General features: G+C 61.6%; 13 protein-coding genes. 9 read left to right on the top strand and 4 right to left on the bottom strand.

Annotated elements, in window-relative coordinates:
* Positions 1 to 121 precede the first annotated feature (121 nt).
* Together G1C94_RS06140 and G1C94_RS06135 are read left to right on the top strand one after the other, a co-directional pair.
* Complete coding sequence (locus tag G1C94_RS06140; protein ID WP_172146283.1) at positions 122 to 511, top strand: cold-shock protein; 390 nt, start codon at positions 122 to 124, stop codon at positions 509 to 511.
* 3 nt (positions 512 to 514) lie between these two features.
* On the top strand, positions 515 to 1,585 hold the full coding sequence (locus G1C94_RS06135; protein WP_172146280.1) for a DUF3027 domain-containing protein: 1,071 nt from the start codon (positions 515 to 517) through the stop codon (positions 1,583 to 1,585).
* Positions 1,586 to 1,600: 15 nt separating this feature from the next.
* On the opposite strand, the gene G1C94_RS06130 is transcribed toward G1C94_RS06135, so the two are convergent.
* Positions 1,601 to 2,581, bottom strand: coding sequence for a universal stress protein (locus G1C94_RS06130; RefSeq protein WP_172146277.1), 981 nt, complete (start codon positions 2,579 to 2,581; stop codon positions 1,601 to 1,603).
* A 183-nt stretch (positions 2,582 to 2,764) separates the two neighbouring features.
* Here G1C94_RS06130 and G1C94_RS06125 point away from each other — a divergent pair, with 183 nt between their 5' ends.
* A complete protein-coding gene (locus G1C94_RS06125) occupies positions 2,765 to 5,332 on the top strand; it encodes an ATP-dependent Clp protease ATP-binding subunit (protein WP_172146274.1) in 2,568 nt (855 codons plus the stop codon).
* Positions 5,333 to 5,407: 75 nt separating this feature from the next.
* On the opposite strand, the gene G1C94_RS06120 is transcribed toward G1C94_RS06125, so the two are convergent.
* On the bottom strand, positions 5,408 to 7,114 hold the full coding sequence (locus tag G1C94_RS06120) for a DUF349 domain-containing protein (RefSeq protein WP_253902353.1): 1,707 nt from the start codon (positions 7,112 to 7,114) through the stop codon (positions 5,408 to 5,410).
* Between the two features lie 99 nt (positions 7,115 to 7,213).
* On the opposite strand from G1C94_RS06120, the gene hisS reads away from it, so the two are divergent.
* Positions 7,214 to 8,593: a histidine--tRNA ligase gene (hisS, locus tag G1C94_RS06115; protein WP_172146271.1), complete on the top strand. Its 1,380-nt coding sequence runs from the start codon at positions 7,214 to 7,216 to the stop codon at positions 8,591 to 8,593.
* Positions 8,594 to 8,613: 20 nt separating this feature from the next.
* Positions 8,614 to 10,407 (top strand): aspartate--tRNA ligase, encoded by a 1,794-nt coding sequence (gene aspS / locus G1C94_RS06110; protein WP_172146268.1) that lies wholly within the window; start codon positions 8,614 to 8,616, stop codon positions 10,405 to 10,407.
* A 266-nt stretch (positions 10,408 to 10,673) separates the two neighbouring features.
* Here aspS and G1C94_RS06105 read toward each other — a convergent pair whose 3' ends face one another.
* On the bottom strand, positions 10,674 to 10,958 hold the full coding sequence (locus G1C94_RS06105; protein ID WP_172146265.1) for a CopG family transcriptional regulator: 285 nt from the start codon (positions 10,956 to 10,958) through the stop codon (positions 10,674 to 10,676).
* Positions 10,955 to 11,224 (bottom strand): hypothetical protein, encoded by a 270-nt coding sequence (locus tag G1C94_RS06100; protein WP_172146262.1) that lies wholly within the window; start codon positions 11,222 to 11,224, stop codon positions 10,955 to 10,957. The genes G1C94_RS06105 and G1C94_RS06100 overlap by 4 nt, the downstream gene beginning before the upstream one ends.
* 218 nt (positions 11,225 to 11,442) lie before the next feature.
* On the opposite strand from G1C94_RS06100, the gene G1C94_RS06095 reads away from it, so the two are divergent.
* The 4 genes from G1C94_RS06095 (at position 11,443) to G1C94_RS06080 (ending at position 14,875) form a co-directional block, all read left to right on the top strand.
* Entirely contained in the window at positions 11,443 to 12,213 is a 771-nt protein-coding gene (locus G1C94_RS06095; RefSeq protein ID WP_301538553.1) for an amino acid ABC transporter ATP-binding protein, read from the top strand.
* Between the two features lie 100 nt (positions 12,214 to 12,313).
* Complete coding sequence (locus G1C94_RS06090) at positions 12,314 to 13,129, top strand: glutamate ABC transporter substrate-binding protein (protein WP_253902351.1); 816 nt, start codon at positions 12,314 to 12,316, stop codon at positions 13,127 to 13,129.
* Between the two features lie 3 nt (positions 13,130 to 13,132).
* Positions 13,133 to 13,810: an amino acid ABC transporter permease gene (locus tag G1C94_RS06085; protein WP_172146256.1), complete on the top strand. Its 678-nt coding sequence runs from the start codon at positions 13,133 to 13,135 to the stop codon at positions 13,808 to 13,810.
* Between the two features lie 6 nt (positions 13,811 to 13,816).
* Positions 13,817 to 14,875, top strand: a complete 1,059-nt coding sequence (locus tag G1C94_RS06080) for an amino acid ABC transporter permease (protein WP_172146253.1) — start codon at positions 13,817 to 13,819, stop codon at positions 14,873 to 14,875.
* Positions 14,876 to 14,887 lie beyond the last annotated feature (12 nt).

Here is a 14,887-nt window from a genome sequence, read left to right as displayed (position 1 = left end):
ATCTGGCTCAGTCTGACGCGGCTTGACACAACTACATACCCTTCACGCCTTTGGTGGCGCGGGTGCGGTAGAATAAACCGGATTGAGTGAAATCAAGGCATAAGGAAAGGGATGATGCGCGATGCCTACCGGTCGAGTTCGTTGGTTCGATGCCGCCAAGGGATATGGCTTCATCACCAGTGATGATGGTGGGGATGTCTTCCTGCCCGCGACCGCGGTGCCTGCCGGCGTGACCACGTTGCGCAAGGGCACAAAGGTGGAATATTCCGTGGTCGAGGGGCGCAAGGGGCCTCAGGCGATGGATATGACGCTGTTGCAGTCCGCGCCTTCGCTGGTCAAGGCCACCCGCCCGAAGCCGGACGACATGGCCGCCATCTGCGAGGATCTGATCAAGATGCTGGATTCCGCGGGCAATACCTTGCGCCGCCATCGCTACCCTTCCTCCGGCGAAAGCCGCAAGCTCGCGGCGCTGTTGCGCGCGGTGGCCGACAATTTCGACGTACAGGACTGATTCATGGCACGCTCCAAAACCCCCAAGCAGCTCGACCCGCGTGATATCGCACGCGCCGTGGCCATTGAAGTGGCTGGTGAACCCGAACAGGTGGGTGATGTGGTCGAGACCATCGATTTGGGGGATTGCGTCACCGATTTTCGTCTCGGCGCGCATGTGCGCGGGTATGAGGGCTGGCAGTGGTCCATCACCTTGTACCACGATGAGGAGGCCGGCACCTGGACGGTCAACGAATCCTCGCTGATTCCCACTGACGAGGCGCTGCTGCCGCCCGCGTGGGTGCCGTGGAAGGATCGTCTGAGGCCTGAAGATTTGGCACCCACCGATTCGATTGGCACCGATCCGGATGATCCGCGTCTTGAGGATGGGTTCAGAAAAACCGAGCCGGTTGCCGATGATGCTGAGGCGGATGATGGCAAGTCCGAATCGGTTGCTGAAGGTGCTGAGTCTGATGATTCCATGCCGAGTGACGCTGCCTCGGATGATGTCGCGTCGGACGACGCCACCGAAGACATCGTCGAGGAGTTTGCGCTGTCGCGTCGCCATGTGCTCTCCCCATTGGGGCGGGCGCAAGCCACGAAGCGTTGGTATGAAGGGCCTCGCGGGCCGAAGGCTCTTTCCACCAAAACCGCCGAAGGCAACCTGTGCTCCACCTGCGGTTTCTTCGTGCCGCTGAAAGGCGAGCTGAACCTGCTGTTCGGCGTGTGCGCGAATAAATGGAGTCCCGACGACGGGCGCGTGGTCTCGCTCGATCACGGTTGCGGCGAGCATTCCGAAATCGAGCCGCCGGAGCTGAGCCGCCTGTGGGTGCAGTCGAAGCCCACGTTGGACGACCTGCGCATCGACGTGGTCGCCCAGCAGCCGCGCGAGGAGCGTGGTGCGGTCGAAGCCCTTGAACAGTCGGATGAGGCCAGCGAAGAGGACATCGACGAGAACACCGAAATCGACATCGATTCCGATGACGTGCGTGGCAACCTCACCGAAGACGACGACACTCCCGAACTCGAAGAAGTCGTCGCCATAGCTTCAGACGAGGCCATCGAAGAAAACGACGACGCCGAAGACGAGGAATAAATCCCCGCCAAACCATTAGTGCACGACGGTGACGGTGCACTCGGAGAAATTGACGATCTGCCGGGAAACCGAACCCAGGAAATGCGCGTCGAGGCCACTCAGCCCGCGCGAACCAACCACCAGCAGACTGGCGTAACGCGACGCGGCGATCAACCCCTTTGACGCCGGAATATGGAAAGCGTGGGGCACCACCTTGATCTGCGGCGCGATGGCCGCGGATCCAAGCAGATTGGCAAGTATCTCTTCGGCGCGCTGCTGCCCCGCCTCAATCGGCGGCACCGCGTTCTCATAACCAGGCACTGCGCCCAAATCCTTGAGCTGCCAGCACAACAGCACATGCAGCGGCAGGTCATGCACTTGAGCCTCGTGCGCGGCGAACTCCAACGCCTTCAGCGACGTCTTCGAACCATCGACCCCCACCACCACGGGGCGTTGCGCCGCCTCGGGCACGCCTTCGCTCGAAACATAATGAACCGTCTGGTTGCCCGGCGTGAGCGCGTTGGCGATGTCGTCGGTCACCGACTCATCCTCGCTTCCCGCAATGCGCACCACCGTCACCGGCACCTGCGCCGCTTCAGCCAACGACGCGGACAGCGAACCCATGAACCAACGCGCCACGCGACCCAACGAACGACGACCCACCACAATCTGCTGGGCGTCCTTGCCGAGCTGCAACAGCGCGGACGTGCCGGAGGCATGCACCGAGGTCATCGTCAGCTTGCCGGGGTCGAAATCAAGGCTCGCGCTGGTCTTGTCGACCCATGCGTGCAGCTCGTCGGCGATGCCCCGCCGCACGCGATCCCACGCCTCCTCGCTGTCCGGCTCGTCGCCGGCCGTGTCCCACGAGTGCGTCCAGCCGAACACGGCATTGATGCGCTGGCCGGTGAGCGCGGCCTCGCGCATGGCCCATTTCAGTGCCGCGAACGATTCGTCGGAGCCATCGACGCCGACGACGATATCGGCCAATTGCGCGCGTTGGGTGGTGCTGTCATTCATCGTTCGCCTCCTGGCGCTCGGGTTTCTTCTTCAACAACCCAAGCATACTTCCCCTATGCGTCCCCCATGCGCCGGGGTGCCTGTGCCACTACGTTCTGAGCGGAAAAGTGAGTGAATCTTAGGGAAACGTCACCGCGAATCGCTAAAGTGAAACGCAGTGTTTCTTGTGTTAGGGAGGCAAGCATGTTCGAACGGTTCACAGACCGTGCCAGGCGCGTGATTGTGTTGGCGCAGGAAGAGGCGCGAACCCTTCAGCACAACTACATTGGCACCGAGCATCTGCTGCTCGGTTTGATTCGCGAGGGCGAGGGCGTGGCCGCCAAGGCGCTCGCAGCCAAGGGCGTGGAGCTCGACGCCACACGCAAGCAGGTCGAGGAGATGATTGGCAAGGGCAACGCCACATCCAACGGACACATTCCGTTCACCTCCCACGCCAAGCAGGTGTTGGAACTGAGCCTTCGTGAGGCTTTGCAGCTCGGCCATAGCTACATCGGCACCGAGCATATCCTGCTCGGTTTGATTCGTGAGGGCGAGGGCGTGGGCACGCAGGTGCTCATCAAGATGGACGTCGATTTGGGTGACTTGCGCTCGTCCACCATCGATATGATTCGCGGCAATTCCACGAACGCGGGCAAGGGCGAGCTGGCGAACGCCGGCGGCGTGACCGACAAGTCCAACAAGTCCGGCTCGGCGATTCTCGACCAGTTCGGGCGCAACCTGACGGCTGAGGCCGCCGAAGGCAAGCTCGACCCGGTGATCGGGCGCACCCAGGAGATCGAGCGTGTGATGGTGGTGCTGTCGCGGCGCACCAAGAACAACCCGGTGCTGATCGGCGAGCCCGGCGTGGGTAAAACCGCCGTCGTTGAGGGTTTGGCGCAGAAGATCCAGTCTGCCGATGTGCCTGAAACGCTCAAAGGCAAGCAAGTCTATTCGCTGGATCTTGGTTCCATGGTGGCCGGTTCGCGCTATCGCGGTGATTTCGAGGAGCGTCTGAAGAAGGTCTTGAAGGAGATCAAGACCCGCGGTGACATCGTGTTGTTCATCGACGAGATTCATACCATCGTGGGCGCCGGTTCCGCGGACGGTGCGCTCGGCGCTTCCGATATGCTCAAGCCCATGTTGGCGCGCGGCGAGCTTCAGACCATCGGTGCCACCACCACCGATGAATACCGCAAATACATCGAGAAGGACGCGGCGCTGGAACGCCGGTTCCAGCCCATTCAGGTGCACGAGCCGACCATCGCCGAGACCATCGAGATTTTGAAGGGCTTGCGCGAGCGGTACGAGAACCACCACCACGTCACCATCACCGATGAAGCGTTGCAGTCCGCCGCCGAGCTGTCGGCGCGTTACATTCAGGATCGCAACCTGCCCGACAAGGCCATCGACCTGATTGACGAGGCCGGCGCGCGTCTGCGCATCAAGCGGCTCACCACCCCGCCCGAGCTGAAGGAGCTTGAGACGAAGGTCGCCAAGGTGGACGCCGACAAGGAGCAGGCCGTCAAGGATCAGGACTTCGAGAAGGCCGCCGCCCTGCGCGACGACTTGGAGAAGATGCAAGCCGAGCTCAAAGAGAAGCAGGCCGCCTGGCAGGAGGGCGAGTCCGACGTGAAGATGGTCGTGGATGAGGACGTGATCGCCGAGGTGATTTCGTCCACCACGGGCATTCCGGTGGTCAAGCTCACCCAAGCCGAGTCGAAAAAGCTGCTCAATATGGAAGCCGAGTTGCACAAGCGCATCATCGGCCAGGACGAGGCCGTTTCCGCTCTGTCGCGCTCGATTCGCCGCACGCGCGTGGGGCTCAAGGACCCCAAGCGTCCCTCCGGTTCGTTCATCTTCGCCGGCCCCACCGGTGTGGGCAAGACCGAGCTGGCCAAGACTTTGGCCGAGTTCCTGTTCGACGACGAGGATGCGCTGATTCGCGTGGATATGAGCGAGTTCTCCGAAAAGTACGCCGCCTCGCGTCTGTTCGGCGCGCCTCCGGGCTATGTCGGCTACGAGGAGGGCGGCGAACTCACCGAGAAGGTGCGCCGCAAGCCGTTCTCCGTGGTGCTGTTCGACGAGATCGAAAAGGCCCACCCCGACATTTTCAACACGCTGTTGCAGGTGCTCGATGACGGCCATCTGACGGACGGTCAAGGCCGCAAGGTGGACTTCAAGAACACCATCATCATCCTGACCACCAACCTCGGCACGCGAGACATCGCCAAGGCGGCCAATACGGGCTTCAGCTTGGGCGCGAACACCGAGTCGAGCTACCAGCGCATGAAGGATCAGGTCTCTTCGGAATTGAAGCAGCAGTTCCGCCCGGAGTTCCTGAACCGCCTGGACGACATTATTGTCTTCAAGCAGCTTTCGGAGCCAGAGGTGCGTCAGATTGTCGACTTGGACGTCAAGCAGCTCAATGACCGTCTGTTCGACCGTCACATGGCGCTGGAGCTGACGGATGCGGCCAAGGATTTGCTCGCGCAGAAGGGCTTCGATCCGCTGCTCGGCGCGCGTCCGTTGCGCCGCGTGATTCAGCGCGATATCGAGGACGCCATCTCCGAGAAGATTCTTCTGGGCGATTTGGCTGACGGCCACCGCGTGATTGTGGACGCTGAAGGCGAGGGCATCTTGGGCGAGTTCACCTTCAAGGGCGAGTCGTTCGAGGAGCCGCAGCTTGAGGAAGAGCAATCAGCGCCCGCTCCCGAGCTGGTTGGCGCATCTGCTTCGGTCGGCGCCGGCGAATCCGCCGAGCAGTCCGACTGATCATCAAGATAAGACCAACCAAAAAGTCCCCGGCTTGCATCACGCGAACCGGGGACTTTTGATTTGGCGAAAACGTTACTTCACCGCGTTGAGCCACTGCTCCTTGGTGGCCTTTTCGGCTTCAAGCGCGGCCTTCTTGTCGGCGTCCTTTTCGGCGGCGATCCGCTCGTCAAGCTCGGCGAGCTGAGCTTCAAGCTGCGCCTCGAAGCTAGACTTGCGGGCGTCCGCTTCCGGGTCGCTCTTCTGCCAAGCGGCCTCCTCGACGGCCTTGATCTGCTTGTCCACGGCATCGAGACGCCCCTCGATGCGGCGCATGTCATCGCGCGGCACATAGCCGATCTGATCCCACTCCTCTTGGATGGCGGCCAACGTCTGACGCGCCTGCTTGGCGGCCTTCTCGTCGGCAACCGGCACCAAGGCCTCGGCCTTCGCCAGCAGCTCCTCCTTCTTGGCGAGATTCGCCTTCTCACTGGCGGAAGTCTGATCGCGGTCGGCCTGACGCGCGTTGAAGAAGGTGTCGGCGGCCTCGCGGAACTGCTCCCACAAGGCATCATCCTCGCTGCGACCCGCACGCCCCGACTTCTTCCAGCGATCCATCAACTCGTTGAACTTGCGCGAAGTTTCGCCCCAAGCGGTGGAATCCTTCAGCGCAACCGCCTCGGCGATAATCGCCTCCTTGGCGACCTTCGCCTGATTGCGCTCTGCGTCGCGCGTTTGCGCCCACTTGCGGCGGGCCTGATTGAACGTGGTGCGGGCGGCGGAGAAGCGCTTCCACAGCTCGTCGGCGTCCTTCTTGTCGATACGCACGTTGCTGCGCTGGTGCTCCTGCCACTCGTCGAACAGCGCGCGGAACTTGTCGGCGGTGGAACGCCAATTCGTGTTGTCGTTCAAGGAAGCGGTCAGGGCTTCGGCCTTCTCCACGATGGCTGTGCGACCTTCCAAGGCGGCTTGAACGGCGGCCTTGCGCGCCTCGGCGAGCTCAGCCTTTTTGGCTTCGGCGGCGGTCTCGAGCGTTTCGAACTGAGTCTTGAGCCCGGCGATATCGCCCACCACGGCAGGCGAATCGATTTCCACGGCGAGGGACTTCAGCGATTCGTCGATTTCGCGGGACTTGATGCTCGTGGTCTTCAGGCGCGCGGCCAGCGTGTCGAGCTTCGCCTTGAGATCGAGGAAGCGACGGGCATACAGTGCCAAAGCCTCTTCCTTAGACACATCGGGGAACTGGCCGACTTCGCGCTCGGATTCGCCTTCCTTGACGAACACGGTGCCGCTGTCGTCCACGCGACCGAAGCGCTCGGCTTCCTTGATCTGCTCATCGGTATACGCCACGGCGGACGGCGCGGCCACTTGCACGCCGCTTGCGGGTTTCTTGGCAAAAGCGGCAGGGGAGGGAGCGTGCGGTTTCGCCGGGGCGCTCTTCTTCGTTGTTTCCTCCTCTTTGGCCGCGGGTGCGTCCTCCGCCGGAGTGTCTGCCTCGGCTTCTTCCGTCTGGGCGGATGCGGGCGCTTCTGCCTGCGCGGCCTCTTCGGATTGTGCGGGCGCTTCTGCCTGTGCGACCTCTTCCGTCTGTGCGGTATCTTCCGCCTGCGCAGCCTCTTCCGTCTGTGTGGTCTCCTCTGTCTGCGCGGCATCCTCCGCCTGCGCAACTTCTTCCGCCTGCGTCGGCGTTTCGGCCGGCGTTTCTACCTGCGCTGGTGCTGCCGATGTGGTCGATGCCTCCTGCGTGGCAGCTTGAGGCGTCTGCTCTGCTGGGGTGGTAATAGTCTCGTGTTCGTCGGCCATGGTCAGCTCCTTACGGCTTGTCGGTGTATGCGTTTTGCGCTTCACATCCTGAAGAAATCATGGATACTTGACGCAACCCTCACCTATTATATTGGTTTTGTGGCTAAAGGCGCATCAATATCAGGATTTCCAGAGTGGCTCCCTGCCGAACGCGTAGTGGAGCAGCGTGTCATCGACACGCTTCGTGAGGTATTTGAGCTCAACGGCTTCCTCGGCATCGAGACGCGAGCCGTCGAAACAGGGGCTTCGTTGCTCAAGAAAGGCGAGACCAGCAAGGAGATTTATCTGCTGTCTCGCTTGCAGGAGGTCGGGTCCGAATCCGACACTCCGGTTGAGGAGCGGCTGGGGCTGCATTTCGATTTGACCGTTCCGCTGAGCCGTTATGTGGTGGAACATTCCGGGGACTTGGCGTTTCCGTTCAAGCGTTGGCAGATTCAGAAGGTCTGGCGTGGCGAGCGCCCGCAGGAGGGACGTTTCCGCGAGTTCGTGCAGGCCGACATCGACGTGATCGGCAACGGCGATTTGCCGGATCATTATGAGGTCGAACTGCCGCTGGTGATGGTGTATGCGCTGGAACGTCTGCGCGAGTTCGGCTTGCCGAAGGCCACCGTGCATGCGAACAATCGCAAGCTGTCCGAAGGGTTCTATCGCGGGCTGGGATTGAGCGATATCGAAGGCGTGCTGCGCGAAATCGACAAGCTCGACAAAATCGGCGCCGACGAGGTGGCCAAGCTGCTCGTCGAGACGTGTGGTGCCAGCGAATCCCAAGCGCGCGCTTGTCTTGAACTGGCGGAACTGACCGCCGCGGATGGTGCGGAGCTCGCTTCCAAGTTCGACGCGCTCGCCGCCAAACATGGCATCGCAACCGACAGTGAGGCTTACGCGCTCGCCCGCGAAGGCCTCGACACGTTGGCCATGATCGTCGATCAGGCCGCGGCCATTCGCCCCGGTTCGGTGATCGCCGATCTCAAAATCGCGCGCGGCCTCGATTACTACACCGGCTCCGTCTACGAGACATTCCTCGACGGTGCCGCCTCGCTCGGCTCCATCTGCTCGGGCGGGCGTTACGACAATCTCGCATCGCAAGGCAACCGCAAATATCCGGGCGTGGGTCTGTCCATCGGCCTGAGCCGTTTGGTCAGCTATATGCTGCACACCGCCGGCGCGCACGCCAACCGCATGTCCCCGGCCAGCGTGCTCGTGGCTGTATGGAACGAAGACGAACGCGCACTCTCCAATACAATCGCCAATACGCTGCGCGCGCGCGGCATCGCAACTGACGTCGCGCCCACCGCGGCCAAGCTCGGCAAGCAGATCAAATACGCCGACAAACTCGGCATTCCATACGTGTGGTTCCCCGGCCAGGAGGGCGCGGGCGACGAGGTGAAGAACATCGTCAGCGGCGAGCAGCAGCCGGCTGATGCCACGTCGTGGGAGCCGGATAGTGTTAATGCCCGGCAAAGCGTTGTTATTGATTGATTTGTGGGAGTAAAGAGAGCATGAGCCAGACGGCATATAGAACACATCATGCGACCGAGGTCACCGAGGAACTGATCGGCCAGAAGGTCACCCTGTCGGGTTGGGTGGATCGCCGACGCGACCACGGCGGCGTCGCTTTCATCGATTTGCGTGATGCCTCCGGCCTGGTGCAGGTCGTCATCAATGACGAGGAGATGGCGCGCCCCTTGCGTTCCGAGTTCGTCATCGAGGTTGTCGGCAAAGTGCGCTTGCGCCCGGAAGGCAACGAAAACGAGCACCTGGCCACCGGCAAGATCGAGGTCGTGGCCGAGACCATCGAGGTGCTCGCCAAGTCCGACGCGCTGCCGTTCCAAGTCTCCACCGCGCTGGAGAACGAAGCTGAAAACAAGCTGCCGGGCGAGGACGTGCGCCTGAAATACCGCTATCTCGACCTGCGCCGCCCCGGCATGCAGCGCAACCTGAAGCTGCGCTCCGACATGGCCAAGGCCGCCCGTCACGCGCTCGAAGACATGGATTTCACCGAGGTCGAGACGCCGACTTTCATCAAGTCCACCCCGGAAGGTGCGCGTGATTTCGTCGTGCCCGCCCGCTTGGTGCCCGGCTCCTGGTACGCCCTGCCGCAGTCGCCGCAGTTGCTCAAGCAGCTGCTGATGGTCTCCGGCGTGGAGCGCTACTATCAGTTCGCTCGCTGCTACCGCGACGAGGACTTCCGCGCCGACCGCCAGCCCGAATTCACCCAGCTCGACATGGAGATGTCGTTCGTGGATCAGGAGGGCGTGATGGCCATGACCGAGAAGGTCATCGCCGCCGTCTGGAAGGCCGCCGGTTACGAGGTGCAGTTGCCGTTGCCGCGCATCTCCTGGCAGGAGGCCATGGATAAGTATGGTTCCGACAAGCCGGATTTGCGTTTCGGCAACCCGCTGATCGAGCTGACCGATTACTTCAAGAACACGCCGTTCCGCGTGTTCCAGGCGCCGTATGTGGGTGCCGTGCTGTTCAAGGGCGGTGCCTCCACGCCGCGTCGTCAGTTCGACGCATGGCAGGAGTGGGCGCGCCAGCGCGGGGCCAAGGGCCTTGCCTATGTTCAGTTCGGCGAAGACGGCGAGCTCAAGGGGCCCGTCGCCAAGAACCTTTCCGACGCGGAGCGCGAAGGCCTGAAGGAGGCCGTTGGCGCCGAGGACGGCGATGCCGTGTTCTTCGCCGCCGGTGCCCGCGAATCCTCCCAGTTGCTGCTGGGGGCGGCGCGTGTGGAACTCGCTTCGCGCGAGGGTCTGCTCGACCCGCAGAAGTTCGCCTTCACCTGGGTGGTTGATTTCCCGCTGTTCAAGTCCACCGACGACCCGGACGACGACGATGTGGCGGTCGGCCATTCCAAGTGGACTTCGATGCACCACCCGTTCACCATGCCCTCCAAGGACTGGATCGACACCTTCGACAAGGACCCGGAGCACGCCATGTCCGATTCCTACGACATCGTGTGCAACGGCGAGGAGATGGGCGGCGGTTCCGTGCGTATCCACCGCGACGACATTCAGGCCCGCGTGCTCGACGTGCTCGGCATCACCAAGGAAGAGGCCGACGAGAAGTTCGGCTTCCTGCTCGAAGCCTTCAAGTATGGCGCGCCGCCTCACGCCGGTCTCGCCCTCGGCTGGGATCGCACCGTTTCCATCTTGGCCGGTGCCTCCTCCATCCGCGACGTCATCGCCTTCCCCAAGGCCGGCGGCGGCCGCGACCCGCTCACCGGCGCCCCTGCCCCGATTTCGGACGAACAACGAGCTGAAACCGGCGTCGACTACGACCCCGACGAAAATTAAATGATGGCGAAAATTAAATGATGGAGCGTCCTCTGCGTTGCTCCTCGGTCGACGTACCTTTGTACGCCTTCCCTCGGTGCGCCTTGAGGCCGCACACATCATTTAATTTTCGGGCGAAATTAAATGATGGAGCGTAAACCGCCTTTCCTCAGCACTCGGCGTACCTTTGTACGCCTTCGGCTTCGGACGGTGGTTTGCCGCACGCATCATTTAATTTCAAGTGAAAGATAACGGGGTGTAAACCGTCTTTTCCGTGACGCGGTGCGTCAGAACGCTCCGGCGAGCTGTCGCCGCACGTATTCGCTGCGGCTGATGTGGTAGCGTTTGGCGGCGGCTGTCACGCGTTCATATTGGCTCTCGGGAAGCTTGACCGTCATGCTTTTCATCGGCTCGTCCGACTTCGGCAGCATGTGCAGACCGTAGTGAACGGGGCCGGTGATGCCGTGGTCGGCGTTCTCGTCCTCCATCTTCGCCACGTCGGCGCTGACCTGTTCTTCGGTCATGTCGAACATCGCCAGCAGTTCCTTATCGCGTTCGCTGAAGTCGCTCATTGCTTCCTCCCATCACCGTGCAGGCTGTTGATTTCGTTCAAGGTTTTCTTCGTGGGCGGGGTCATCGCGTGGTAGATAAGCACTCGGTCTGCAATCTGCTTGTAAACCATCTCCACGTCCCTGCCGTGCCCGTCGAGGCCGATGGCGACCCACGTGCCGTTCTCCCTGAGAGCGTCCATCATGATGCTGCGGAAAGCCGTCAGAACATCCTCCGCGTCCAGTTCAGGGTGCCGCTCGTGCACTCGGGGCAACACGTAAATCTCCACTCCGCACCTCCCGAAAACGTAGTTGTCATCATATAACACAGAAGTCTCACGATGCAAATACCAAGGTAACACCGTTCGTCACGATGCTGTCCATGAGGGCGCGGTACTAAGGTCCATCAAGGTTTCTCGTTCCTTCTCACAGCACCCGACGCGTGGTTTCGTAGGGGTGAAGGGGACGAAAGCGTCACAATTCGCACACATTCGATATACTGCGATGTATGTCTGAAGTAATGAACGCGAACCAGGCCGCAACCGAGCCGTTGGTCGAGCTGAGCCATGTCGAAAAGCGATTCGGCGATCTGCACGTCCTGAAGGACATCAACCTGAAAGTAGCCAAAGGCGACGTGCTGGTGGTGATCGGCCCCTCCGGTTCCGGCAAATCCACCATGTGCCGCACCATCAACCGGCTGGAAACCATCGATTCCGGCGACATCCGCATCGACGGCCACCCGCTGCCGCAGGAAGGCAAGGATCTGGCGAAACTCAGGGCCGAAGTGGGCATGGTGTTCCAGTCGTTCAACCTGTTCGCCAACAAAACCATTCTTGAGAACGTCACGCTGGCCCCCATCAAGGTGCGCCACATGGCCAAGAAGGACGCCGAAGACCTCGCCATGGGGTTGCTCGCCCGCGTGGGCGTGGATTCCCAGGCGTCCAAGATGCCGTCGCAACTCTCGGGCGGCCAGCAGCAGCGCGTCGCCATCGCGCGCGCCCTCGCCATGCACCCCAAGGTGATGCTGTTCGACGAGCCGACCTCCGCGCTCGACCCCGAGATGGTCAACGAGGTGCTCGATGTGATGGTCGAGCTCGCGCATGAGGACATGACCATGATCTGCGTCACGCACGAGATGGGCTTCGCCCGCAAAGTCGCCAACCGCATCGTGTTCATGGCGGACGGGCAGATTCTCGAAGAAGGCACTCCGGACGAGTTCTTCGAAAATCCGCAGACCGACCGCGCCAAGGACTTCCTGTCGAAGATCCTCACGCACTGACCGCTGGCCACATGAGCACATGACCACATGAGCACCGACCGCTGACCCGCACACCCCGTGCTCTCACATACTCTTTCGCATACTGATTGGAATGAAACACATGAACAAGCCGTTAAAACGTGTGATTGCCGCGCTGAGCGCGTTGGTCTGCGTGGTGTCGCTTGCCGGCTGCGGTACGTCCGAGGCGGGCAAGATTCGCATCGGCATCAAGTTCGACCAGCCGGGTCTGGGATTCAAGAAGTCCGGCAAATACGAGGGCTTCGATGTGGATGTGGCGCGATATATCGCCAAAAAACTCGGCTATTCCGAGGAACGGATCGTCTGGAAGGAAGCGCCCTCCAAGCAGCGTGAGGCCATGCTGCAGAACGGCGATGTGGACATGATCGTCGCTTCATATTCGATCACCGACTCGCGCAAGAAGGTCGTCTCCTTCGCAGGTCCCTATCTCGTGGCCGGCCAGGATCTGCTGGTGCGCAAGGACGAGACGTCCATCAACGGCCCCGAAGATCTCAACGGCAAGCGCCTGTGCTCGATGACCGGCACCACCTCCGCCGTGACGATCAAGGAGAAATACTCCAAGGAAGTGCAGTTGATGGAACAGCCCGGCATGGCCGAATGCGCCACCGCGCTGCTTTCGGGCATCGTGGACGCGGCCACCACCGATGACATCATTCTCGCAGGCCTCGCCTCCGCCTCCCGCGCTCGTTTGCGTGTGGTGGGCTCGCCCTTCACCGAGGAGCGCTACGGCGTGGGCATCAAACACGGCGACACCGAGCTGGCCGCCAAAATCAACGCGGCCATCAAAGACATGATCGCGGACGGCACCTGGAAGAAAGCCATTGAGGAAAACACCAAAGGCACTGACTTCGAGCCTGACTCCGACAGCAATCCGCCGGATCCGACGGAAGGGGAGTGAGCCATGCAGTCATTGATTTCGCTCTTCAGCCAATACAACATCCTCGGCGCGTTCCTGGTGAACATCGAACTGACCCTGTGGTCGGCGCTGTTTTCCACCATTCTCGGCGTGCTGCTCGTGATGATGCGCATTTCGCCGATCTCGTCGATGCGCTTCGTGGCCGGCGCCTACGTGGAGCTGTTCAAGAACCTGCCGCTGACCATCATCATGGTGTTCATGGTGCTGGGCGCTTACGGCCAGCTCAAGCTCGGCTTTTCCGACACCTTCGCCACGAACTTCTTCTGGCTGGCCGTCACGGGCCTGAGCCTGTATACGGCGGCGTTTGTGTGCGAATCGCTGCGTTCCGGCATCAACACCGTGCCGCTGGGCCAAGCCGAGGCGGCGCGAGCTCTCGGGCTGGGCTTCATGCAGTCGGCCACCGAAATCATCCTGCCCCAGGCGTTCCGCGGCTCCGTGGCGCCCTTGGGCAACACGTTCATCGCGTTGCTGAAAAACTCCACCGTCGCGGCGGCGGCCTCCGTGGCCACCGAAACTTCGACGATGATGAGCGAGATGATCGAATACCATGCGGATCTGATCGTGCTGATCTTCCTGATTTTCGCGTTCGGATATGTGATTCTCATCATCCCCATCGGCGTGCTGACCACTTATCTGTCCAACAAGCTCGCGGTGAGGAGGTGACGGGCGATGGCAAACAATGAAAGCGCGGTGCTGTTCGACCAGCCGGGCCCCAAGGGGCGCAGAATCATCCGCATCGTCAACTGGATCGCCGGCTTCGTGTTCGTCGCGTTGCTGGTGCTGGTGTTGATGCGTTTGCACAACCCGCCCGAAGGTGAGAACCAGTTGAGCTGGGAGCTGTGGAAGCCGGCTTTGGAGGGCGAGGCATGGCTGGATTTCTATCTTCCCGGTCTACGCGCCACGGTGCGCGCCTCCGCGGTGGCCGTGGTGGGTGCGGTGCTGTTCGGTTTGCTGTTTGGCATCGGGCGATTGGTGCCGAATACGCCGATCCGTCTCATCTCGGGCGCGATTGTGGAGTTCGCCCGCGCGGTGCCGGTGCTGCTGCTCATGATTTTCTTCTGGCGCTGGTTCGCGTTTTCCGGCTTGCCGTCGCCTTCGTATTGGGCCGTGGTGCTTGCGCTGGTGATTTACAACGGTTCGGTGGTGGCCGAGCTGGTGCGAAGCGGCGTGGGCAATCTGCCGAACGGACAGCGCGAGGCTTCGATGGCACTGGGCTTGACGCAGACGCAGTCGCTGGTTGAAGTCGAAGTGCCGCAGGCCGTCGTCGCCATGTTGCCGGCCGCCATCACCCAGCTGGTGGTGGTGTTGAAGGACACGGCGCTCGGCTCGATTATCATGTATACGGATCTGCTGCAGGAGTCGCGCCGACTCGGCTCGATGTATTTCAACATTCTGCAAACGCTTCTGGTGGCTGGCGTGGTGTATTTCTTCGCCTGCTGGCTGCTGTCGCGCTTGGCCGAATGGCTGCCGTCGCGTCTGCGCGCGCATACCGACGCTCCCGCCGAGCTTGAGCCCATGGCACCCATTGCGGCCGGTGACCCGTCGAACGTGAATCAGATTGCCGTGGCGAAGGAAGTCGAGGAAATGCCGTTCGGCGGCACCCCGCGCAAATACCACGTGCATCACCGCGGCACCAACGCCTCGATTCGCAACTGGCGCAAAACCCGCTACGAGCAGGGCTACGACACCACCCAGGCCGGCAAGTCCGAGCCCGACGACAAGTCCTAAAAGCCCGGCCCC

Source organism: Bifidobacterium panos (genome assembly GCF_012932445.1).
GTDB lineage: Bacteria > Actinomycetota > Actinomycetes > Actinomycetales > Bifidobacteriaceae > Bifidobacterium > Bifidobacterium panos.
This window is presented reverse-complemented; position numbering and strand designations above follow the sequence as displayed.